Here is a 23,764-nt window from a genome sequence, read left to right on the forward strand (position 1 = left end):
GCCCCGAGCCCTATGCTTCCGCAACGCGGGGCGGCAGCAGCAAATACATCACGGGGGTCACGAGGCGCGACAGGAGCGTCGAGCTGATGATCCCGCCGATCAATACCAGCGCCAGGGGCGAATACAGGTCGGAGTACTCGATTACCAGCGGAACCAGCCCCCCGATGGCCGTCAGCGAGGTCAGCAGAATCGGAACGAACCGGATTTCCCCCGCTTCCAGAATCGCTTCCTTCAGGCCCATACCCTGCTCCCGGAGCTGATTGGTGAAGTCAACGAGCAGCAGCGAGTTTTTCACTTCGATACCTACCAGTGCGATGAAGCCGATGGTGGCCGTAAACGAGAGCGTTTCGCCGGCAAACAGCAGGGCCAGTATGGCGCCGATCACACCGAGCGGTATTACCGAAAGGACGATCACCGTGCTCTTGAAGTTGCCAAATTCGAGAATGAGGACCGAAATAAAGCCGAATACCGCGATGATGATGATGACGCCCATCCCGCCGAAACTGCGTTCGCGGCTTTCCTGCTCCCCGGATACGTCGTAGCTGAAACCCGTCGGGAATTTCATCTTGTCGAGCTTCTGAATCAGGGTATTGTTGAGCTCGGAAACGTTATAGCCTGTCTGCGCAAAACAGGAAAGGATGACATACCGCCGTTTGTCGTAGTGGCGGATTCCGTTGGGCGAGGATTCAAACCGGATATCGGCCAACTGGTTCAGGGGCATGGCTGTTCCCTGCACATTGTTGATATACAGGCGGGAGAATACGTCCATTTCCTGGATCGGACCCTTGCGGGGAATACTGACGGCGATAGGGTAGTCGTCGCCCGCCTCGTCCCGATACGTACCGACATTGAGCCCGGCTATACCCAGACGTGTCATCCGGTCGATTTCCGCCGTCGAAACGCCCAGCAGACCGGCCTTTTCCTTGTTGATCGAAACCTTCAGATCCGTAGGCTGTACCTTCAGCGGGTTATCCACATAGATAGTACCGGCGGTATTTTTCATCATGGCTTCGATTTCGAAGGCAAACCGGCGTAGAGTATCGAGGTTTTCTCCGTAAATCCGGTAGGCAATCGGCGCGGCTACCGGTACGCCCTGCTCGAAGTTTTTGACCTGTATCGTCGCCCCGGGATAGTATTTCAGCTTCATCCGGAGGGAGTCGATCAGGATGACTTTTTCTTTCGTGGGAAGTTCCGGATCGGTCTGGACAAAGAGCTGTGCATAGTGCGGCGTCTCGTTCTTCTGTAGTTCATTGTAGTACACCCGCGGATTACCCTTGCCAACGTTCGTCGATATACTTCGAACGCCTTCCGTCTTTTTCAGTACTCCTTCTACATACCTTGCCACACTATCCGTCTGGTACAGATTGGTACCTGCCGGCAGTTCGATGTTGACGAGGAACATTGGTTTTTCGGACCGTGGAAAGAGGCTGAAACCTACCGACGGAATCAGCGCCAGTGAACCGCCGAAAATCGTCAGCGCAATCACCAGCATGGCTATGGGATGTTTCAGGGCCCAGTCGAGCGCCTTGCCATAGCTACCGGAAATAACCCGTTTCAAGGTGCGCAGGATGAGGTTGCCGTCCGGGTTTTCGTGGCGGGAGAGAATCACGCTGGAGAGGAAAGGTACTACCGTCAGCGAGACAATCATCGACGCAAATACCGTCAGAATCACCGCCAGAGGAAGGCTCCGGATAAACGCCCCGGCATCTTCCGGCATGAAAACAATCGGCAGGAAGGCGAAAATGAGGAGGATCGTACACCCGACTACCGCCATGCCGATCTGTTTCGTCGCGCCGATGGCCGCATCACGCCGGGAATGCCCTTCCCGCAGGAAGCGTTCAATATTTTCCACAACCACGATACTGTCATCCACCAAAATCCCGAGCGCCACGATCATCCCTACAATACTCAACTGGTTGATGTTGTAACCGAGGAGGTTGAGCAGCGTCAGCCCGATCGCGAGGGAAAGCGGTATTGAAATCATCACGACGAGGCTCGCCCGCGTGCCGAGCGGCAGCAACGTGATGAGTACCAGGCAGATCGCGATACCGAAGTCTTTTCCGAGACGGCTGAGGCGGTTGCTCACGCTTTCCGGCTGGTCGAATACCTTCACGAGGTCCATGTTTTTCGGTAGCTTTTCCCGGAATTTTTCAATAGCCGGTTCAACCTTGTCCCGCGTTTGAATGATGTTGTTGCCGTCTTTCTGACTGACGGTCAGGAAAAGGCAGCGGTGCCCGTTGTACCGGGTGACGTGCTTTTCATCCTCATATCCCATCCGGACATCGGCGATATCCTTCAGCAACACAATCCTCGAACCGTTGGAAAAAACGATGGTATTGCGGATTTCTTCGAGGGAGGAATAATCGCCGGAGGTCTTGACGTTGAATTTTTTCTGACCGGCATGGATAGCGCCGCCGGGAATATTCACGTCTTCCGACTGAATCGCCTGAAGTACCTGACCGGCGGGAATTTTATCTGCCGCCATTTTGCTCAGGTTCAGGTCCACGACTACCTTCTGCTCCGGAAAGCCCCAGATATTGACGTTTTTCAGCGCCTTGATTTTTTCCAGTTCGTCCTGCAGGTCTTCCGCCGTTTTGCGCATGGCGCTGTACGGAGCATTCTCGCTGACCAGTGCCCATTGGTAGATGGAGACGTCGGACGGCACAAACTTCTGTATCCGGACGTCGAGGATATCCGCAGGGAGGTCTTTCCGCGAAGCATTGACTTCCCGGACGATTTCCTGGTACTTCTTCTCCGGGTCTTCCGAAAACAGGTATTTCACCTGAAAAAACGCCAGCCCGTCGGAAATATCCGTCCGGATGTAATCGACGTTATCGAGCTCGCTGAGTTTCTTTTCTAGCGGCTCCACGACCAGCTTTTCCATGTCTTCCGGATTGGTGCCGGGGTAGATCACCGCGACCCCGAACTGAGGCGAGGAGTATTCTGGATCTTCGTTGCGGGGCATGTTGAAGAGGGAGTAAATCCCGAGCGACAGCACCGCGAGGAAGACGACGAGCGTAAACTGGTAATTCTTGACTGAGAATTCGGCTATTTTCATGGCAGACGGGCGGTTAAGGCAGTTTCACTTTGACCCCATCCGTGAGATAGGCCGAACCATCGGTGATGACCTGGGAAATCCCGTTCAGACCGCTTTCGATAAAGGCACGTTGGCCGTTCAGGTAGGCCACACGCACAGGTACTTTCTTCGCCCGGTCGCCCTGCACGACATACACAAAGGCACTCTGGTTGCTTCCTTCCACCAGTGCGTCAATCGGAACGGATTCCAGCGAATGCTGTACTGCGGGGAAAATCAGCGTATTGGCGAATATGCCCGCTGCCAGTTTCGGTACCGGTACGGTCAGTTTCAGCTCCACCTGATACAGGCCCGAAACCTGGTCTGCGCCCGCAGAAAGGTTACTGATGACCGCCGGATACGGCTGGTTGGCGTAGGCGTCAAACTTTACTTCGGCCTTGTTACCGGGCTTGAGGCGGATCCAGTCCTTGTCGGCCACGCCTACCCGGATAACCCAGTCTTTCGGGCCGGTAGCGTTGACGTAAAAGACCGGGGAGCCGGGACCCGCCAGTTCTCCCTCGTTCATGATTTTTTTAATAACTACGCCGCCCGAGGTAGCCCGTATTTCAGAGAAACTACGGTTGTACCGGGCTATTTCCAGGTTTTGTTTCGAGACATTGAGCGCCGTGGTGAGGTTTTGTACCTGCTCATAGGTGGCGACGGAATCTTTGTAGAGGTTCGTCACCCGGGCCAGGTCGCGCTCCGCTTTTGTCACGGATTCAGTAGCCTGGCGAACCTGCGCGTCGATTTCCGTGAGGTTGAGCGTGGCAAGCAGTTCGCCTTTGCGGATCGACTGCCCTTCACGGACAAAAATCTTCTGGATAATGCCGCCGGTTTTGAAGGAAAGACGTGCTTCCGTTTCGGATTGGACGAGCCCGGAAGCCTGAATCGGCTCCGCCTGGCTTTCGCGGCTGACGGCCACTGTTTTCACCGCAACGATCTCTTCCGAGAGCGTCGCAGTAGTTTCCTTCTTTTTCTGACAGGCGTTGGCCAGCATAGCCAGCGTGATCAGCATCACCAGATCACTCAGCACAAAGCGGGGGTAAAGGAGAGGAGTTTTCATGGGAAAGGGGTTAAAGTCCATATGCGGCAGTAGCACGTTCGAGTTCAGCCAGGCGAAGCCAGATATCGTAGCGCGCCAGGGTAGTTTGCAGTTCAGCCGAGGTGAGCTGGGTCTGTGCATCGAGCAGTTCGATAAACGCAGCCGTATTTTCCTTGTAGCGCCGGAACATATCCCGGTAGTAGCGGCGGGCGGTTTCGACCTGCTGCTCGCGACTGCGGAATACTTCCTGTGCCGAGCGTACAGCATTCCGGGCAGTGAATACCTGGAGGTCGAGCTGGCGCTGTACCTGTTCGAGTTGCGTTTCGAGGGAATGAATTTCCTCTTGTTGCTGCCTGACTTTCAGCTTGTTCCGGTTACCGGCATAGAGAGGTATATCCAGCGAAATACCCAGGAGCCAGAAAGGGTTACTCTTCAGGTCGATGTTATTGACATGCCCCTGGGAGCCGAGGTCCAGCGCCGCGCCGATCTTCGGGGTACGGTACGATTGCTGAAGCTTCAGCATGGTCTGATTGATGGCCAGGGCATTGCGCAGTTTGTCGAGTTCCTCCCGTTTTGCGGATGAAGCGCTCCAGTCGGCCTCGGAATTGAGCAGCAGGGTATCGCTTTTCACGGGCGAAGCCAGGTCGCGGGTGAGGAGGTAGTTGAGGTATGCAGCCGCATTTTCGCGGGTGAGGCGGGCGGTGGCGAGATCGGCATCCATCCGGCCAATTTCGTTCCGGGACCGCACCAGTACCGTCGGATTCGCCATCTGGTTGTTGACGAGGGACTGGTTCACCCGCTGGCTTTCCAGCAGCAGCTTCCGCGCGTTCTCATAAATCGAAATCGCTTCTTCTGCCTTCAGGAAGTTGAAATAGGCAATCTTGATGTCTTTGACCAGCTCCCGCTTCACGATGACGATATCGTTTTCAACCAGACCGATCTGCTGTTGCCGGAGCTGCCGGTTGTAGCGGATTTCGGCATTCAGGATCGGCATGGTCGTTTTGATCCGGGTATCGTAAAAGTTTTTGGGGACGAGCTGCTCGCTGACGTTGGGAATAGGATTGGAGCCGGCGGGCGCCAATCCCGTTACGTAATAGAGCGGATTGATGATGTCGCCGACGGGGAAGGCGATCGTCCGGCCGCCCTGCGCCGTCGAATACGTAAAATTGAAGTTGACCGAGGGAAGAAAAAGTCCCCGTGCCTCTTCCAGGGCCAGCAGGCTTTTCTGAAGCTGAAAACCCTGCTGCCGGGTAGCGAGGTTGGCCTGAAGACCTTCCCGGATATACGCATCCAGAACGGGGCTTTGTGCCAGCGCTCCCGACGTCAGGAGACAAGCTGCCAGCATCACAGAGCCGTTTTTCAGGGATATCATGTGAGAGATGTTTAAGGAATGAACACTGTTTAGCAAGGGGTGGAAAAAAAAGCCCGGACCTGGGCTTGGTACTACCGGGCAGCCTGTGCTGACAGGCGGATGCCTTCTTCGTACGACGTTGGCGTGAACTCGAATGCCTGTTCAAACCGGCTGCTGTCAAACACGTAAGGATGGTCGTATTGGTAGAGCATTTCCACGCTTTCTCCGATAATCGGGATGAACCAACCCAGACCGCGGAGCATCCATTTCGGCAGGGCGGTACAACCTGCCGGTCCGTTCAGTTCGCGGGCATAGGCGGCGGCGACTTCCCGGCCTGTCGGCGCCGGAGCGGCTGTCGGCAGGTGCCAGATTTTGCCATAGGCCGAATCGGGCGCGTTGCCGAGCAGGGCCGTCGCTCGCGCGGCATCAGGCGTGAAAATCAGGGAGTGTGGAAGATCGGCATTGCAGAACCATTGTGCTTTCTTCCCTTTTTTCAGGTTTTGGATAACGAGTGCATCGACGAAGCTGTTTGCCACATTCGGACCGTAAAAATCCGGCGCACGGGCGATGAGCGCCTGTACATTGCCTGCTTTCGCTTCCGACAGAATCCGTTCGGCAATCCGGGCGCGGACTTCCCCTTTTTTACTGACCGGATTGGCCGGGGTGTCTTCCGTCATCGGGCCGTCGACCAGCCCGAGCGCGTACACGTTGTCAAAAAACACGAGTTTCGATCCGTGCTGACGGCACGCCGCGAGTACATTTTCAATGACTTTCGGCCATTGTTCCTGCCAGACGGAGGTCTTGTATTCCAGTCCGGCTGTGAGGTAGGTAACCTCCGAACCGGCCACCGCGCCGGCAACCTGTGCGGCGTCGAGCAGGTTGGCAGCAACGAGCTCATCCGTCGGATTGACGGCTTTCGGGTTTCGGCCCACCAGGCGGAGGCGGGACGAATACGAGTTGAGGTAGCGGGCGAGCGGGGCAGATACGGCCCCGCCGGCGCCCAGAATGGTTTGCATGGCTGATAGGGAAAGACGACTTTGTTTACGCTTGCCCGTTGGTGTTTCCCGCGGGCATACTCGTGGCAATCAGGTTCGAGGTGGCTTTCGTCAGGAGCCGCCCCGCTGCATCGTAAATCCTGCACTCGGTATGGACTACCTTCTTGCCCTTCCGGATTACTTCCGACCGGACATTGACGTGCTCGCCGGAGCGGGCGCCGAAGAGGTAGTCGACATTCAGGTTGACGCTCATGTAAAAATGATCAAGGTCGAGGGAAAAGACCGTCATCCCCATGACCTCGTCCATCATCGCCGCCGCTACGCCTCCGTGCAGTACGCCGGCCGGATTGCACATTTCGGGGCGGACGTGAAAGTTGACCGTAATGGTCCCTTCTTCGATATGCGTCAGCGTGCCGTCGAGCCAGCGGCCAAACGGCGAGGGGCTGTGGACCCCGAGTTTTTCTCCCACGCGGGACTGCAAGAGGCGGAACACGGACATATCAGGCTTTTATTAAGTTGATGAGATTGTCAATCGAATGGGTAACCAACTCGCGCAGGTCCAGTTCCTGCGGAAAGACGTCCAGCCGCCCGCGGATATGCAGCGAAGCCAGGCCGTGAACAAACGACCAGATCGACAGGGCCGTGACCATCAGGTCGTTCTGCCGGATCATTCCCTTGTCCATGTTTTCCTGAATCACCGCGCACAGCAGGTTGAAAACCCGGTTGCCGCAGTACCATTCATCTTCCGTCGGGTCTTTTTTCAATGCGTTGATCGGCGCCCGGGAGATAAACATCAGGTCGTACATCTCCGGGTTTTCTCCGGCAAACCGCAGGTAGATAAATCCCATCTGCCGCAGTCGTTCCAGTGGATTTTCAATGGAAGCAAGGGTCTGCATCTGGTCAAACAGCTCGAAAAAACCGAGTTCGTGTACCGCAAAGAACAATTCGTCCTTGTCTTTGAAGTACAGGTATATCGTCGCAGGGCTGTACTCGATCCGCTCGGCAATGGCTCTGATGGAGGCCTTGTCGTATCCTTCTTCTATAAAAACTTCTTTTGCTTTCTCCAGGATCAGCTTGCGCATCTCATGCCGCTCCCGCTCTTTTCGCTCGGCAATGCCCATCGTTTCGTTGTTAATGATGGCTGTAAAACTACTGAACAGTGTTTAGTAAATAACCATTGTGCTTCTATTTTTTTTGAAATGGCGGAAAATCGGGATGAATGGCGGGTGTTTGACCTGTATCTGACCCAGCTTTTTCCAGACTTTTCGTCCCTAATCCTTGTCTTACACGCGGACTCGGCTACTTTTGCACTTTCTCGTGAAAGCAATCGCTTATTATGAATTACACTTTAAAGCAGATACCCGAGCGCACCCAGAAGCCGCGTCAGTCCGGATTAACGATGGCGATGGATAAAGGTCTAAGTATCAGACAGACAGAAGATTTTCTCGACATCGCCGCCGATCATGTCGACATTGTCAAGCTGGGATGGGCCACTTCGTTCGTGACGCCGAAGCTGAAAGAGAAATTGAAAGTTTACAAGGAGGCAGGCATTCCGGTCTATTTCGGGGGCACGCTGTTCGAAGCCTTCGTCATCCGGGGGCAGTTTGACGACTACCGCCGGGTACTCGACGAGTTCGGTCTGGAGTACGCCGAAGTTTCCGACGGGTCGATCGATATGCACCAGGAGGAGAAGTGTCAGTATATCAATACCCTTGCCAAACAGGTGACGGTATTGTCAGAAGTAGGGTCTAAGGACGAGGCCAAAATCATTCCTCCCTACAAGTGGATTCAGCTCATGCGCGCCGAGCTCGAAGCAGGCGCCTGGAAAGTGATCGGCGAAGCCCGCGAAGGCGGAAACGTAGGTCTTTTCCGTTCTTCGGGTGAAGTCCGCCAGGGCCTGGTCGAAGAAATTCTCACGCAGATTCCCCCCGAAAATATCATCTGGGAAGCTCCCCAGAAGGCCCAGCAGGTCTGGTTTGTCCAGCTGCTCGGCGCCAATGTCAACCTGGGCAATATTGCCCCCCATGAGGTTATCTCGGTGGAAACCATTCGCCTCGGTCTCCGTGGCGATACGTTCAGCCTTTATCTGTAAACACCCCGTTTTGAATCTTCTTCCATGGAAATCATCAAAGCATTACTGGATTTTCTGTTGCACCTGGACCGATATCTCGATATCTGGGTGAACGAGTACGGACTCCTGACCTACGGCATTCTCTTTCTGATTGTCTTTGTCGAGACAGGCCTGATTGTGATGCCGCTGCTGCCCGGTGATTCCCTGTTGTTTGCTGCCGGCGCGCTCGCCGCCCGCGATACCAACGAGCTCTCCGTTCTTGTCATCATACCCCTGCTGATCGTCGCTGCGCTGATGGGGGATAACCTGAATTACTTTGTCGGAAAGAACTTTTCCAGTCTGATCAAGTCGCGGGAACGCATCCTGTTTTTCAAGCGGGATTACCTGACCAAGACCGAAGAATATTACGCCAAATACGGCGGGCAGACGGTGATCATCGCCCGGTTTGTCCCCATCGTCCGGACGGTGGCCCCGTTTGTGGCCGGCGCCGGCAGCATGACCTACGGCCGCTATATTTTCTTCTGCATCGCCGGAGCTGTGTTGTGGGTAACCAGCATTTCCCTGCTCGGCTACTTCTTCGGTAACCTCGAAATCGTCAAGAAGAACTTTGAAATTGTCGTCTTCGGCATCATCGGTTTGTCTGTATTGCCGATTGTGTGGGGGATTATTAAAGAGAAGTTTCTGAGTAAGGCGGCATAGGCTTTTAGTAAGCTTTAAGCGATAGGCTGTAGGCTATAAGCGGGAGAAAGGGCTCTGGAGCCTATCGCTTACGGCTTACAGCCTATTGCTTATCGCCTCAAACCCATTTCACCATGCACCTCTTTGGCCTGATCGGATACCCGCTGGGGCATTCCTTTTCGAAACGCTATTTCTCCGAAAAATTTGAGCGGGAGGGTATTTCTTCCGACTACCGGTACGAACTGTTCGAAATTCCGGAGGCGACGGAATTACCGGAGCTGATCGCCGCCAACCCGGATCTGAAAGGACTCAACGTTACGATTCCGCACAAAAAGGCCGTCATGCCGTTCCTGGCCGAGCTCGATCCCCTGGCCGAACGCATCGGCGCCGTAAACGTGATCAGGGTACTGCCCGGCGGCAAATTGAAAGGCTATAACTCCGACTACTGGGGTTTCCGGCTGTCCCTCGAAACCTGGGCGCCGTTTCTGCAACACCGGCCGACACATGCCCTGATTCTGGGCGACGGCGGTGCAACCAGCGCCGTACGCGTAGCTCTCGAAGACCTGGGTATTGCCTTTAGAACCGTCTCCCGGAAAGACGACCCCGCTTTCTTCCGTTACGAAGACCTGACCGAAGATATACTGGCTCAGTATACCCTGATTATCAACGCGACACCCCTCGGTACCTACCCGAAAACCGATACATTCCCGCCGATTCCCTACTCCTTCCTCACGGATCATCACCTGTTGTACGACCTGGTCTACAACCCGGAAGAAACCGTTTTCATGGCCAAAGGCCGGGAACAGGGCGCTGCCGCTCACAACGGCTACCGCATGCTGGAATTGCAGGCGGAGAAGTCGTGGGAAATCTGGGAAGGTATGGAGCATGGGGCATAGGGCTTTCAAACCCCATGCCATCTGCCCTCTGCCCCCTGCCATACCGTAAGCTCATCAACACCAACCCTTTCCCTCAATACCTGCTTCGCTGTAAAATGCGGGGCAGGTATTCCTTTTTTCAGGAAGGCAGGACTGCGGAACAGACGTATTTCGTCCCAGCAGCTTTCTGCAAGAAAGGATTCGAGCAGGCGTGTACCGCCTTCGACGAGTACGCTCTGGATATTCCGGGTTTTGAGGTCGGCAAGCATCGTCGTCAGCGACCAGTCAGACAGCGTAGCATAGGTTAGGTTTGGACCCGGTTCCCGTTCCTTTTCAGTGAAAACAAGGGTAGGCTGGCTGCCGTCGAATACGTGCAGGTCAGGCGGTAAGGAAAGAGTGCGGTCGGGTATGATTCTGAGCGGGTTACGACCCGTCCACGCGCGCACGTTCAGGCGGGGGTTGTCGGTTCGGGCGGTATGCGTGCCGACCCAGATGGCGTCTTCTTCGCTTCGCCAGCGGTGGACGAGGCGCTGTGCTAACGGCCCCGAGATGGGCACCGGCTGGTAATCGGGACCGGCCAGGAAGCCGTCGGCCGTCTGTGCCCATTTCAGAATGACGTACGGCCGCTGCTGTTCGATCCAGGTAAAAAACCGCCGGTTCAGTTCCCGCCCTTTTTGGGCCAGCATGCCGGTTTGTACCTGTATGCCGGCTTGTCGCAGCTTATTGAGCCCGCGCCCGGCAACCAGGGGGTTCGGGTCGTCGTTGCAGACGATGACTTCCTTAACGCCTTCCTGAACAAGGCGATCGGCGCAGGGCGGCGTCTTCCCGAAGTGAGAACAGGGTTCGAGGGTTACATAGACTGTCGATTCCGGTAATAAATGGCGCTCGGTCACGCTATTCAGGGCGTTTACTTCGGCATGTGCCTGCCCGTATTGCCGGTGCCAGCCTTCGCCGATGATCCGGCCGTTGTGGACAATGACGCAGCCGACCATCGGGTTGGGGGCTACGTGCCCCTGGCCGAGCAGGGCCAGTTGCAGCGCGCGTTGCATGAACAGTTCATGATTCATAGCACAAAAAAAGAGGATGTCGCGACATCCTCTTTCCCTTTTTTCTGTGTAGTCTGTGTTTTCTGTGAGAAAAAAATAATAGATCTCACAGAAAACACAGACTACACAGAAGGGTATTTGATTATTTGAGAAGGGCCTCTGCCTGCGCTTTGGCCGCTTTCAGATCTGCCTGGATTTTCTCGATATTTTTCTTGATTTCTTTCTGAATGGCCAGGTGCTGATCCGGTGCTACGTCCGGTGCTTTCTTATGCTCGTGGTGGTGGTGATGCTCTTCGCCTTCCTTGTGATCGTGGTGCTCATGCTCGTCTTCCACACCGGGTACAGTCACGAGGTTTTCTTCCCATTCCTTGAATTCGGCTTTCACCTGATTGACGGCCACCAGCGCCGCGGAAATAGCCGCCGTGTCTTTTGCCGTCGCTTTTTTTGTCGTCAGCGCCGACTGAAGCAGGTCCAGGTCTTTGATTTCCGGCTCCACCTGCTCCATGATTTCATGGGCTTCGTTGTGGATAACAGCGGCTTCCTTCAATTGCGGATTTTCTTTTTCCTGACAGGCAGCAAGCCCGAGAATGAGGGCGGGGAGGAGGAGTTTACGCATGGTGAAAAGGTAGTGTAGTCGGAATAGAACGCTATATGCTTTAAGCTGTATGCAATATGCGATACACTTTCGAAAGAAAAAGAAAAAAAGGCGCGACTAAACCCTCTGCCTCCGGCTTAACGCCTGTAGCTTAATGCTTACAACCTATAGCTTAACGCTTACAGCATTCCCTACAGCTCCACTTCCTCCACGGCCACTCCCTGCTTACGCAATACATCCAGGAGCTGGTCTTTGCTGATGCGGCGGAAATCATAGCGGACAGATACCGTCCCGGCTTCTTCCGGTTTCAATTGCAGAACGCCGCTGAGGTGGGCGAGGCTTTGCTCTACTTCCCGGGGAGTTGTCCGGTCCTGAAGCGACAGGGTTACTTTGCGGGCGTTGAAAACCCGCTGTACCTGTGCAGTAGCCAGCTTCTGGTCGTTCGACATCAGCCATTGGTGGGGCATTGCCCAGGCAACGACCGAAAAGCCGACCAGTACCCAGAGCATCGCGCGCTCCCAGCGGGCGCGCCTGCTTTCTCCGGCATGCTGAAAATACAGGTGATAAAACGACCAGCCCATCAACACCACCTGGGCAGCGATCAGGTATGCCCGGTAGTTGACCACCCACGACATGGCAGACGAAAATCCGCCCAGGCCGAGTACCGCCGCCGCGATGGGCAGCAGGCAGCAAAACCAGTGGGCGACAACCGTCAGCAACGACGTGGAAGCATACATCAATGACTTCATAGCTCTTGCAACTTGGTTGCAAAATTACACGAATATCGCGGAAGAAGTTCCCTTCTCCCGAAAAAAACCGGTAGTACATACCCTGCCGCTTCCGCAGGCTGGAAAGAAGGCGTTACCGCCGGGCAGACTATCCCCGGAGAGAAGTATTGGCTATCTTTGCTCTGAGCTACCCGGGCGGCTGGTCAGTATCCTGTCATTCACGACCCGTCCGACCCGCTCAGAATCCTAATTACCAATCGATTATGTCTCGACCCCCGAAGGATGGCGCCGTGAAAGCGGCAAAAGCTGCGAAGGAAACCCCGTTAAATCGCCAGTACAACCAGATCAAAACCCAGTACCCCGGGGCCATTCTGCTCTTCCGGGTCGGCGATTTTTACGAAACGTTCGGGGAAGACGCCGTCCGGGCGAGCAAAATTCTCGGTATTACCCTCACCAAGCGGAATAACGGCGGCGCCGAAGAGACGCCGCTGGCAGGCTTTCCGCACCACTCCCTCGATACGTACCTCCCCAAACTGGTACGTGCCGGTGAGCGGGTGGCTATTTGTGATCAGCTGGAAGACCCGGCAACGGCCAAGGGTATCGTCCGCCGGGGCGTTACCGAGCTCGTCACGCCGGGGGTATCGTTCAACGATAACGTACTGGACGTACGGCGGAACAACTACCTCGCGGCCGTTCATTTCCAAAAAGACAGCATCGGAATTTCTTTTCTCGATATTTCAACGGGCGAATTCCTGACAACACAGGGCTCCGCGGCGTATGTGGAAAAGCTGCTGCAGGGATTCAGTCCTGCCGAAGTACTCTTCTGCAAGAAAAACAAAGCGGAATTCGGTCAGCTTTTCGGCGACAAGCTGAATACGTACCAACTGGATGACTGGGCGTTTACTTCTGACTTTGCCTACCCGCTTCTGACTAGTCACTTTCATACCACCACGCTGAAAGGTTTTGGTGTGGAAAACCTCACGGAAGGAATTGTGGCGGCAGGGGTCATTCTTCATTACCTCGCCGAAACCGAGCACCGGGAAGTAGGGCACATTACCAGCCTGGTACGGCTCGAAGAGGAAAAGTTCGTCTGGCTCGACCGCTTCACGATCCGCAACCTGGAGCTGGTCTCGTCGGCCCAGGAAGGCGGCGTGCCGCTGATTCAGGTACTCGATCAGACCCTCACGCCGATGGGCGCACGCATGCTGCGCAAGTGGATGGTATTGCCGCTGAAAGAGCTGAAACCGATCCGCGAGCGCCTCGACACGGTAGAGTTGCTGCTGAACGACCCCGAACTGGCCGACAGACTGGAAGCCCACCTGAAGCAGATCGGCGACCTCGAACGCCTGATTTCGAAAGTCGCCGTACGCCGGATCAACCCCCGCGAAATGCTCGCGCTGAAGCGGGCGCTCTCCCACATCGCTCCGATTCAGCAACTGCTTTCCCAGCATAGTACTGACCTGCTGAAGAAATACGCCGGGCAGCTCAATCCTTGTCCATTCCTGTTTGACAAGATCGAAGCCGAGCTTCGGGAAGACCCTCCACTGGTGACGAATCAGGGAAATATGATCCGCTCGGGCGTAGACCACGACCTGGATCAGCTCCACCAGATCGCTTATGCCGGGAAGGATTTTCTGATCAGTATCCAGAACCGGGAGATTGTGAATACGGGCATTACGTCCCTCAAAATTGCGTATAACAAGGTATTCGGGTATTACCTCGAAGTCACCAATTCCCATAAAAACCGGGTACCGCCCGAGTGGATCCGGAAGCAGACGCTCGTCAATGCCGAGCGGTACATCACGCCGGAGCTGAAGGAATACGAAGACCAGATCCTGAATGCGGAAGACAAAATTTTTGTCATCGAGCAGCGGATTTTCAACGAGCTCATCCAAACCGCGGCCGAATATGTCGGGCCGATCCAGCAAAACGCCCAGGTACTGGCCGTGCTGGATACCCTGCTGAGTTTCGCGCGGACGGCCCGGAAAAACCGGTATGTCAAACCGCAGGTGACCGAAGGCAAGGCGATCAACATCAAAGAAGGCCGTCACCCCGTCATCGAGCAGCAGCTGCCGCTGGGCGAAACGTACGTTCCGAATGATATTTTTCTGGACGACGAAACCCACCAGATCATCATGATTACCGGGCCCAACATGGCCGGTAAATCAGCGCTGCTGCGGCAGACCGCCCTGATTACCCTCATGGCCCAGATGGGGTGCTATGTACCCGCATCGGCGGCGGAGATCGGGCTGGTAGACAAGGTGTTTACGCGCGTCGGCGCATCGGATAACCTCAGCAAAGGGGAAAGTACGTTTATGGTGGAAATGACCGAAACGGCGAGTATCCTCAACAACCTGAGCGACAGAAGCCTGATTCTCATGGATGAAATCGGCCGGGGCACCAGTACGTACGACGGCGTCAGCATTGCCTGGAGTATCACCGAATACCTGCATAGCCTGCCTACGGCCCGCCCGAAAACCCTGTTTGCGACGCACTACCACGAGCTGAACCAGCTGGCAGAGGATTTTCCGCGTATCCGGAATTTCAATGTATCGGTGAAGGAAGCCGGTAACAAGGTGATTTTCCTCCGGAAGCTGAAACCCGGCGGTTCGGAGCACAGCTTCGGTATCCACGTGGCGCAGATGGCGGGGATGCCCCGGGGTATTGTCAGTCGCGCGAATGAAATCCTGGCGCACCTCGAACAGGATCACATCCGCGAAAAGCATACCGAAAAAATCCGCGAAGTACCCAAGCCCGCGCCGGTATACCAGATGAGCCTGTTCGGCGCCGAGAAAGACCCGCGCTTCGAGAAAATCGAAGAATTACTTTCCCGGCTGGATATCAATACCTTAACCCCGATTGAGGCGTTGCTGAAGTTGAATGAGATGAAGCGGGTGATGGAGTAGGGGCGGGGTATTGTCTGGTTTGAAAAGTACGTTTGTAGTCAGCAAATTCGGCTGCGGCACGTAGCTGAGCGACATAATCCGCAGCGGGGTGCTGCGGATGGCATAAACCGATTGTTCTCCCGCAACGACCATGGCCAAAAACAAAACCACCGAAACCAACGCCTCCGTCGAAGATTTCCTCCAAGCCGTACCCGACGAAACCCGGCGGAGCGACGGCAGGCAGCTCCTCGCCTGGATGGAAGAACTTTCCGGCTTCCCGGCGAAGCTCTGGGGGCCGAGCATCATCGGTTTCGGCAGCTATCATTACAAGTACGCGAGCGGACACGAAGGGGATATGCCGCTGATCGGATTCTCGCCGCGAAAAGACTCACAGGTGCTGTACCTGTTTCAGGGGTTTCCGGAGTGGGAGGAGCTGCTCGCACGGTTGGGAAAGCACAAAACAAGCAAGGCCTGTTTGTATATAAAGAAACTGTCGGATATTGATATTGCTGTCCTCAAACAGCTGATTACCGAATCCCTTGCCCATAGTTCCAACGGCTGATCATGTCCCTTGAAACGGCTTTTCTCCTCCTCGCCGGCGGTCAGGGTATTGTCCTGAGCGTCGGACTGATGGCTTCCTCCCTGCGCGGCAACCGGGGCGGCGTATTTCTCGGATTGGTACTCTTCGTGCTGTCGCTGGTACTGCTCAATGCCTGGGGTATGCAAAGCGGAGTGCACCGCAGCATGCCGCCTTTCTGGCTGGTGGAGTCCTTTCTGATTATTCCGGCAGCGCTCTGGTGCTTTATTCAATCGGTCACACGACCGGGTTTCCGGTTCAGGCCGGTATATGGCTGGCTTTTTGCTCCTGCGGCTATTGAGATCGTAACAGAATCAGCCTTTTATCTGCGGGGGAAGCTCACCGGGCAGGTTGTCCGGCTGCTGGACAATTCATTCTGGCTGTTTTTCACGGAAATACTCCCGGTGCTGGCCATGGGCGGCGTCATGGTATTTTTCGGTCTGCGGGCGTGGCAGCTCCGGCAATCCGCCGGGTTATCTGCCGGTCTGGCGGCGCTGTTTGGCGTACTTTCCGGTCTCACGTTACTCTGGATCGGAGAAGTACTCCTTCAACTCCCTCTTTTTGGCTATACGGAAAGCCTGCTGATCGGCGGATTTGTGCTGTTGTGTTTCATCGCCTGTTTTCGGACGACGTTTTTCACGGCGCCTGTTGTTTCCCCCGAAAAGAAAGAACGTACTGCTGACGATGACAAGGAATGGCAGCGCCTGAACCACCTTTTTGAAGCAGGGCAGGCACATACCGTCGCGCGGATTACGGTGGAATCTGTCGCTGCTGAACTGGGTCTTCCCCCGCGCTATGTATCGGCGCTCGTCAACCACTACCACGGCGCCAACTTCAGCCATTTCGTCAATAGCTACCGCGTGAAGACAGTCGTCGAACGCATGCGTGACCCGAAAGAACGGCACAAAACCCTCCTCGGTATCGCGCTCGAAAGCGGGTTCAGCTCGAAATCGTCCTTCAACGACAGCTTCAAGCAACACACCGGCGAGACGCCCTCTCAATACTTTCGCCGCGTACAGACAGGCCCGGAATCGTAGTTCCGGAGGTCCGGAATCGTGATTCCGGTCGACAGACGCCCGCTGCTTTCCGTGTTTTGCTTCAAAAAAACGTGAAAACAGCGATCCTCTTTCTTCTTCTTTTCTTTGGAAAAGCCATTACGTCTCGGGGCGAAGAACTACCCGTCCGCTTCGAAAAAAATGTGGAAGTACTCGGCCTGGCCTATCTCATCGGCTTTCACGGGCCGGAGCTGGAAGCCGACCCGGCAAAGAAGGGGCAGTACCCCATTGCCTGGCGACACTACACCGAGTTCCGGCAGTACGCCGGGAGTCCCAACCTGCAGAAAAGCCTCGGCGTTGCCGATCACCTCTGGCTGGATTACCTCATCGCGCTGCTGGTGCAGGTGGACGAGTTTCCCAATGCCCGGTTGCCGGAAACCATTTCCGAGTCGGCCTATCTCCGTTTCTCACAGAAAAAAGACAAAACCGAAGCAAAGGTATTGGCTCAGCAGTTTCTGGATGGACTGAATGCCTTTTACCGGGAAGCCGATTTTGATAATTACTGGAAAAGAGAAGCGCCTCTCTATGCCGAAACAGCGAAAGAAGTAAAAGCCCGCTTTCCTCAGGAGCCGATCGTTACTGCTATTGAACAGTTTTACCGGTCGAAAAAAGACAGCTATACACTTGTGCCGAGCCTGACCCTTCCGGCTGGTATGGGCTTCGGCATCTGGCAGCAAAAGGAGGGGAAGAACCACATACTCAACGTCTTCGGGCCGGTCAGTAATCAGGAGGGAGGAAGTAACGGCTTCGCGGACGTACAGCGACTGCGCGACCTGACCATTCACGAATTCAGCCACCCGTTTGCCAATCCCGAAATCGACAAACAACAATCGGAAGCAATACAGGCAACGGAAAAGCGCTACGAACCCATTCGTGAATCCATGACAAACCAGGGCTATCCAACCTGGAAAATATGTCTGTACGAACATTTCGTCCGCGCAGGAGAGGTAGTCATCGCCCGGAATGCCGGAAGGGAAGAAGACGCCCGGCGGCTATTGGATTACAATACCAACGAGCGGAAGTTTATCTATCTCCCCGAAATCGTTGATCAGCTGACCCGCTACTCACGCACGCCTTCCCTGAACTATACGGAAGCAGTGAGGCGAGTACTGGATGGGTGGAGGTAGGCAGAGGGCATGGGGCATGGGGCAGAGCTTCTCACCCCATGCCCTCTGCCCCTTGCTATTTCTTCAGCACCTCCGCCATTTCCAGCGGCCGGTCCGTCGACATAATGTCTGCCCCGTTTTTCACAAAATCGAGGTATACCTTATCGCCGCGGGCCTGCGCCATTTTATCGAGGTTACCCAGGGTTCCGAGAATACACGGGATACCTTTTTTGTGAAGGAAGGCATAGTGTTCAACAGACGGCTCGCGGGTGCCGACAAACGCCACCATGCGGTTGTCCGGAATACCCAGTTCGTGGTGGCGGTTGTACTCGGCCTCGTTCCGGATGGTCACGGAGATCATCAGGTTCGGGTCCAGGCGATGGACTTTGGCGGCATCCTGCGCGTTGTAGGTAATCACGACGGAGATATCCTCGGTATGCGTCTTGTGAATGAGATCAACTATCTTCTCAAATGGAACATTCCGCTTGATATCGAGCGTGTAAATGACTTTTCCCTTTCCCCAGTTTAGTACCTTCTCCAGCGTTGGCATGCGGTACTTCGTGACAGTACCGGCGTTGTCTTTCAGGAAAAGCTGCTGGGTATAGGCATAGCTGACTTCGTTGAGCTTGCCGGTGCCGGTGGTCGTCCGGTTCAGGACGTCGTCGTGGAGCATGACAAGTACGCTGTCTTTCGTCAATCCGATGTCACACTCGATGACCATAGCGGCTTTCCGGGCCAGGTAGGAGAACGATTCGATGCAGTTTTCGGGATAACCGGCATAGTCTCCGCCGCCGCGGTGCGCGCTGATAAAGGTTTTTCCGCCGGGTTTGAGGTAGGATTCCAGCCCGTTTTTCGGGACCGAAAGGTATGTTTTGGGTGCGCAGCCTGCGAGCAACAGCAGACCGGCGAGCAGTAATCGGTTCATAGCCATGATGAAAAAGGAAAATCCCCGGCGCAGCGGGAGCTACGGCGGGGATTTATCGTGAATGAAAATCCTAAACGTCCAGCAACAGACGGGTCGGATCTTCGAGGAGTTGTTTCACACGAACGAGGAAGCTGACCGACTCCTTGCCGTCGATGATGCGGTGATCGTAGCTCAGCGCGACGTACATCATCGGGCGGATGACGATCTCCTTGTTGACGACAACCGGGCGCTCCACAATGTTGTGCATCCCGAGGATGGCCACCTGCGGCGCGTTGATGATCGGCGTCGACATCATCGAGCCGAATACCCCGCCATTGGTGATGGTGAAGGTACCGCCTGACATGTCTTCGATCGTCAGCTTGTTGTCCCGGGCTTTGACAGCCAGGTCCAGGATGCCTTTTTCGATACCGGCGAAGCTCAGCTGGTCGGCATTCCGGAGAATGGGCACTACCAGACCGCGCTCAGTCGACACGGCAACAGATACGTCAACGTAATCGTGGTAGACGATTTCGTCTCCGTCGATGGAAGCGTTTACGGCCGGGAATTCCTTCAGGGCAACGGATACCGCCTTCGTGAAGAAGGACATAAAGCCGAGGCCTACGCCGTGTTTTTCCTTGAATTTATCCTTGAATTTGGAACGAAGCTCCATGATCGGCTGCATATCCACCTCGTTGAAGGTCGTCAGCATAGCCGTTTCATTCTTGACGGCGACGAGGCGGCGGGCGATGGTCTTCCGCAGGGAAGTCATGCGCTGGCGACGCTCCGCACGTGCGCCAGCCGGAGCGGCGGGAGCTGCCGGTGCCGGAGCTGCGGCCGGTTTGGGTGCGGGAGCAGGCGTCGGTGCGGGAGCGGTCGTCGCTTTCAGGGCGTCGGCCTTCGTTACTTTTCCGCCTTCACCTGAACCTTGTACGTCTTTCGGGTTGATGCCTTTTTCGGCGAGGATAGCTGCGGCAACGGGAGTAACCGCGCCTGCTTTATCGGCCACAACAGCCGAGGCAACGGCAGCAGCCGGAGCGGCAACCGGTGCAGACGCCGGAACAGCTGCGCCTGTGCCGACGGTAATGGTGGCAACCACCGCGCCGATGGGCAGCGTAGCGCCCGGCTCGGCTACGATATGAAGCGTACCGGCTACTTCTGCCGGCAGTTCGAACGTCGCCTTGTCTGATTCGAGTTCGCAGAGAATCTCGTCCATCTTGACGGCGTCGCCTTCTTTCTTGTTCCAATTGGCGATGGTGGCTTCGGTAACCGACTCACCCATCACCGGGATTTTCACTTCGACGACCCTGGTCTCGCCGGAAGCGGCCGGAGCTTCTGCCACGGGCGCTGCGGGAGCAGCCGCGGGTTCGGCAACGGGAGCCGGAGCAGCTTCGGCCGGAGCGGCTACACCGTTGGTCGGGGCAGCAGCGCCGTCCGTCGAGATCGAGCAGATAACAGCTCCGATCGGGAGGGTGTCGCCTTCCTTGGCCAGGATGTGAAGCGTTCCACTGGCTTCAGCGGGAAGTTCAAATGTTGCTTTATCAGATTCCAGTTCGCACAATACCTCATCCATCTTTACCACGTCGCCCTCTTTCTTGTTCCAGGTGGCGATGGTAACCTCGGTGACGGATTCCCCGACGACGGGGACTTTCATTTCGATGATTGCCATGATTTGGTACTTCCCCTCGCGGGAGGATTCGTTCGGATTTTAAATATTCACTTGCCAATCCCTGCCCCGGAGAAGATCGGTTCTACGGAGCAGGGACCGGTTGGTGTTAAAGTTAGGCAAAAGCCTCCTGAATCAAAGCCGCCTGCTCTTCGCTGTGCGTTTTGAGGAAGCCGGTTGCCGGAGATGCCGAGGTTTTACGCGAAATAACATCAAGCTGACCGCAGCCGAATTCCCGGAGGATAAACGACCAGTAGCCCATGTTTTTCGGTTCTTCCTGTACCCAGTAAATCCGGGCTTTGGCATATTTGGCCAGTTCGGCCTGGATTTGCTTCAGCGGCAGCGGGTGAAGTTGCTCGACGCGCACGATGGCCACGTCCTTGCGACCGTCCTTCTGTTGTTTCTCGAGGAGGTCGTAATACACTTTCCCGGTGCAGAGAAGTACCTTCTTGACTTTCTTCGGATCGGCGTACGGATCGCCGATTACTTCGCGGAACCCGCCGTTCACGAGGTCTTCGATCGGTGAAACGTTGAGCGGATGGCGCAGCATGGATTTCGGCGACATGATGACCAGCGGCTTCCGGAAATCCCACGTCAGCTGACGACGCATGATGTGGAAAATGTTCGCCGGCGTAGTCAGGTTCGCTACGACCATGTTGTAATCACCGCAAAGCTGCAGGAAGCGCTCCGGCCGGGCATTCGAGTGCTCCGGACCCTGACCTTCGTAGCCGTGGGGGAGAAGCATTACCAGGCCGTTCTGCAGACCCCACTTGGATTCGCAGGAGCTGACAAACTGGTCGATGATGATCTGCGCGCCGTTGGCAAAGTCACCGAACTGGGCTTCCCAGATGACCAGCGCATGCGCGTTGGCCATGGCATAGCCGAATTCGAAACCGAGAACGCCGTATTCCGAAAGCAGGGAGTTGTAAATATCCATCTGCTCCTGGCCTTCCCGGATATGGTTGACCTGGGTATAGGTCGAGTTGTTTTCCGAATCGTGGAGGACGGCGTGGCGGTGGCTGAATGTACCCCGCTGCACATCCTGGCCCGTCATCCGGACGGTTTTGCCTTCGAGCAGCAGCGAACCATAAGCCATGAGCTCCGCCGTTGCCCAGTTGACCTGACCGTTTTCGGCAAGAAGCTTTTTCCGGTCCGTAATGAGCTTGTCGATCTGCTTGAGCGGCTTGAAGCCTTCGGGCAGCGTCGTCAGGGCTTTGAAAATCTCGTCCAGAATCTCGCGGGAAACCCCCGTTGCCGGCGACTGCTCGAAATCCTCGGCTGAACCGTAGCGCAGGGCCTTCCAGTCTTCGTCGAGTTTGAGCGGGTGGAACGTCGGCGCTTCCGCCTGCTTCACGCCGTCAAGGCGATCCTGGAGAAACTGCTTGAATTCCGACTCCATGCGCTTGGCAAGCTGGGCGTCGACCTTGCCGCGGCTGACGAGCTCCTCGTTGTACAGCTCCAGCACGTTCTTGTGGAGCTTGATCTGCGAGTACATCGTCGGCTGGGTGAAGGCCGGTTCGTCCGATTCGTTGTGTCCCCAGCGACGGTAGCACATCATGTTGATGAATACGTCCTGGTTGAACTCCTGCCGGTATTCGACCGCCATTTTGGAGGCGAACATGACCGCTTCCGGATCGTCTCCGTTGACATGGAAGACCGGCGCGTCGATGATCTTGGCAATATCGGTACAGTAGATGGCCGAGCGACCTTCTACCGAGTCGGTCGTAAAACCGATCTGGTTGTTAATGACAAAGTGAATGGTACCGCCGGTAGTATAGGCCGGCAGCTTGGCCATCTGGGTGACTTCGTAAACGATACCCTGACCGGCTACTGCCGCATCCCCGTGAATGAGAATAGGGAGAACCTTGTCATAGTCGCCGTCGAAAATGCCGTCTGCGCGGCTGCGTACGAAGCCTTCGACAACCGGGTTAACGGTCTCAAGGTGAGAGGGGTTCGGCGCCAGTTTAAGGCTGACTTCCTTGCCCGAGGGCGTTACGTGGAGGCTGGAGTATCCCAGGTGGTACTTCACATCGCCGCCGAAGTTGATGTCATCCGGAAGATCTTCCTCGATTTCGGGTACCTGGCCGACGAAGCCGCTGATGATTTCATCGTACGACTTGTGCATGATGTTCACCAGCACGTTCAGACGGCCCCGGTGCGCCATCCCGATCATCACTTCCTTCACACCCTGATCGGCGGAGTGGTTGATGATGGTGTCGAGGGCAGGGATCGTCGATTCGCCGCCTTCCAGGGAGAAACGCTTCTGCCCGAGGAATTTGGTGTGGAGGAACTGCTCGAAGGTAACGGCTTCGTTGAGTTTCTTCAGGACGCGCTCTTTTTCTTCCTTCGTCGGGTCGAAAACAAGTGCTGCCTTCTCGATCTGGTTGCGGAGCCATTCCTTTTCCGGCATGTTCCGGACATACATGTACTCAAAGCCGATCTTCCCTGCATACACCTTTTCCAGTGCCGCCATGATTTCCCGGAGGGTAGCCGCGCGGCCGAGGAGGAAATGCCCTGCCTCAAAAACGGTGTCGAGGTCCTTTTCCGACAGTTTGTAGTCGGCCAGGGTCAGACGGGCTTCTACGCCTCGATCATACCCCAGGGGATTGGTCTTGGCCAGCAGGTGCCCGCGTGAGCGGTACGCCTTGATGAGACTGAGTACAGAACCTTCCTTGGCGATCATGCCGGCATCGGCCGGTTTTGCCTGTCCGTTGGCGGAACCGTTCCCGTTGGGAGTACCGGCTCCGTTTTCACCGTATAAAAGGGAGAAGTCGTAACCTTTAAAGAAGTTCTGCCAGCTGGTATCCACACTGGCAGGATCCTGTTGATATTGATCGTACAACTCGGAAATGTAATCAACATCCGCGTTGGCGATATAGGAATATTGGTCCATAGCTGATTTACTGCTCGAATAGTTGGGCAAAGTTAGGGGATGCGAAACAGTGGGGCGGAAAATATTCTGAAATTTCCATAAAAAATCCGCCAAAAAAGTATAGCTTTTTGTCCGGCCATTCCGGAAGCCAACGTAGAAGCCCCGGGAGTAGTTCCGGTCGGCAGGTCAGGGAGAAGCGGATCGGGTATGCACAGGAAGTGAATTGTTCAGGCTAAGGTTTCAGAAAA

At 55.5% G+C, this 23,764-nt stretch carries 19 protein-coding genes; 7 read left to right on the top strand and 12 right to left on the bottom strand.

What is annotated here, in order from left to right; translation table 11 throughout:
* Positions 1 to 10: 10 nt before the first annotated feature.
* The 6 genes from BLR09_RS20900 to BLR09_RS20925 all read right to left on the bottom strand — a co-directional run bounded on the left by BLR09_RS20900 (position 11) and on the right by BLR09_RS20925 (position 7,582).
* Positions 11 to 3,058: an efflux RND transporter permease subunit gene (locus tag BLR09_RS20900; protein ID WP_093207581.1), complete on the bottom strand. Its 3,048-nt coding sequence runs from the start codon at positions 3,056 to 3,058 to the stop codon at positions 11 to 13.
* 13 nt (positions 3,059 to 3,071) lie between these two features.
* Positions 3,072 to 4,136 (bottom strand): efflux RND transporter periplasmic adaptor subunit, encoded by a 1,065-nt coding sequence (locus BLR09_RS20905; RefSeq protein ID WP_176785629.1) that lies wholly within the window; start codon positions 4,134 to 4,136, stop codon positions 3,072 to 3,074.
* 10 nt (positions 4,137 to 4,146) lie between these two features.
* Positions 4,147 to 5,487, bottom strand: a complete 1,341-nt coding sequence (locus BLR09_RS20910) for a TolC family protein (RefSeq protein WP_093207584.1) — start codon at positions 5,485 to 5,487, stop codon at positions 4,147 to 4,149.
* A 71-nt stretch (positions 5,488 to 5,558) separates the two neighbouring features.
* Positions 5,559 to 6,482: an NAD-dependent epimerase/dehydratase family protein gene (locus BLR09_RS20915; protein ID WP_093207586.1), complete on the bottom strand. Its 924-nt coding sequence runs from the start codon at positions 6,480 to 6,482 to the stop codon at positions 5,559 to 5,561.
* A 25-nt stretch (positions 6,483 to 6,507) separates the two neighbouring features.
* On the bottom strand, positions 6,508 to 6,960 hold the full coding sequence (locus BLR09_RS20920; RefSeq protein ID WP_093207587.1) for a PaaI family thioesterase: 453 nt from the start codon (positions 6,958 to 6,960) through the stop codon (positions 6,508 to 6,510).
* Position 6,961: 1 nt separating this feature from the next.
* Positions 6,962 to 7,582: a TetR/AcrR family transcriptional regulator gene (locus BLR09_RS20925; RefSeq protein WP_093207589.1), complete on the bottom strand. Its 621-nt coding sequence runs from the start codon at positions 7,580 to 7,582 to the stop codon at positions 6,962 to 6,964.
* Between the two features lie 215 nt (positions 7,583 to 7,797).
* Here BLR09_RS20925 and BLR09_RS20930 point away from each other — a divergent pair, with 215 nt between their 5' ends.
* From BLR09_RS20930 to BLR09_RS20940, 3 genes are all read left to right on the top strand, one after another.
* Entirely contained in the window at positions 7,798 to 8,553 is a 756-nt protein-coding gene (locus BLR09_RS20930; RefSeq protein WP_093207591.1) for a phosphosulfolactate synthase, read from the top strand.
* 24 nt (positions 8,554 to 8,577) lie between these two features.
* A complete protein-coding gene (locus BLR09_RS20935) occupies positions 8,578 to 9,231 on the top strand; it encodes a DedA family protein (RefSeq protein ID WP_093207592.1) in 654 nt (217 codons plus the stop codon).
* Positions 9,232 to 9,344: 113 nt separating this feature from the next.
* On the top strand, positions 9,345 to 10,106 hold the full coding sequence (locus BLR09_RS20940) for a shikimate dehydrogenase family protein (RefSeq protein WP_093207594.1): 762 nt from the start codon (positions 9,345 to 9,347) through the stop codon (positions 10,104 to 10,106).
* A 5-nt stretch (positions 10,107 to 10,111) separates the two neighbouring features.
* On the opposite strand, the gene ribD is transcribed toward BLR09_RS20940, so the two are convergent.
* The 3 genes from ribD to BLR09_RS20955 form a co-directional block, all read right to left on the bottom strand.
* The gene (gene ribD, locus BLR09_RS20945; protein ID WP_093207595.1) at positions 10,112 to 11,152 is read right to left on the bottom strand and encodes a bifunctional diaminohydroxyphosphoribosylaminopyrimidine deaminase/5-amino-6-(5-phosphoribosylamino)uracil reductase RibD; all 1,041 of its coding nucleotides are present in this window, start codon (positions 11,150 to 11,152) and stop codon (positions 10,112 to 10,114) included.
* 121 nt (positions 11,153 to 11,273) lie between these two features.
* Entirely contained in the window at positions 11,274 to 11,747 is a 474-nt protein-coding gene (locus tag BLR09_RS20950; protein WP_093207597.1) for a hypothetical protein, read from the bottom strand.
* Positions 11,748 to 11,917: 170 nt separating this feature from the next.
* On the bottom strand, positions 11,918 to 12,475 hold the full coding sequence (locus tag BLR09_RS20955; protein ID WP_143011175.1) for a hypothetical protein: 558 nt from the start codon (positions 12,473 to 12,475) through the stop codon (positions 11,918 to 11,920).
* A gap of 242 nt (positions 12,476 to 12,717) precedes the next feature.
* On the opposite strand from BLR09_RS20955, the gene mutS reads away from it, so the two are divergent.
* The 4 genes from mutS (at position 12,718) to BLR09_RS20975 (ending at position 18,098) form a co-directional block, all read left to right on the top strand.
* The gene (gene mutS, locus BLR09_RS20960; RefSeq protein ID WP_093207600.1) at positions 12,718 to 15,360 is read left to right on the top strand and encodes a DNA mismatch repair protein MutS; all 2,643 of its coding nucleotides are present in this window, start codon (positions 12,718 to 12,720) and stop codon (positions 15,358 to 15,360) included.
* Between the two features lie 130 nt (positions 15,361 to 15,490).
* Complete coding sequence (locus tag BLR09_RS20965; protein ID WP_093207602.1) at positions 15,491 to 15,901, top strand: DUF1801 domain-containing protein; 411 nt, start codon at positions 15,491 to 15,493, stop codon at positions 15,899 to 15,901.
* A gap of 2 nt (positions 15,902 to 15,903) precedes the next feature.
* A complete protein-coding gene (locus BLR09_RS20970) occupies positions 15,904 to 16,953 on the top strand; it encodes a helix-turn-helix domain-containing protein (RefSeq protein ID WP_093207603.1) in 1,050 nt (349 codons plus the stop codon).
* Positions 16,954 to 17,024: 71 nt separating this feature from the next.
* Positions 17,025 to 18,098, top strand: coding sequence for a DUF4932 domain-containing protein (locus BLR09_RS20975; RefSeq protein WP_176785630.1), 1,074 nt, complete (start codon positions 17,025 to 17,027; stop codon positions 18,096 to 18,098).
* A gap of 55 nt (positions 18,099 to 18,153) precedes the next feature.
* On the opposite strand, the gene BLR09_RS20980 is transcribed toward BLR09_RS20975, so the two are convergent.
* The 3 genes from BLR09_RS20980 to BLR09_RS20990 form a co-directional block, all read right to left on the bottom strand.
* Entirely contained in the window at positions 18,154 to 19,002 is an 849-nt protein-coding gene (locus BLR09_RS20980; RefSeq protein ID WP_394331415.1) for a glycerophosphodiester phosphodiesterase family protein, read from the bottom strand.
* Between the two features lie 70 nt (positions 19,003 to 19,072).
* Entirely contained in the window at positions 19,073 to 20,647 is a 1,575-nt protein-coding gene (gene odhB / locus BLR09_RS20985) for a 2-oxoglutarate dehydrogenase complex dihydrolipoyllysine-residue succinyltransferase (RefSeq protein ID WP_093207608.1), read from the bottom strand.
* A gap of 112 nt (positions 20,648 to 20,759) precedes the next feature.
* Positions 20,760 to 23,537, bottom strand: coding sequence for a 2-oxoglutarate dehydrogenase E1 component (locus tag BLR09_RS20990; RefSeq protein ID WP_093207609.1), 2,778 nt, complete (start codon positions 23,535 to 23,537; stop codon positions 20,760 to 20,762).
* Positions 23,538 to 23,764 lie beyond the last annotated feature (227 nt).

This window comes from Siphonobacter aquaeclarae, from assembly GCF_900103285.1.
GTDB classification, from domain to species: Bacteria; Bacteroidota; Bacteroidia; order Cytophagales; family Spirosomataceae; genus Siphonobacter; species Siphonobacter aquaeclarae.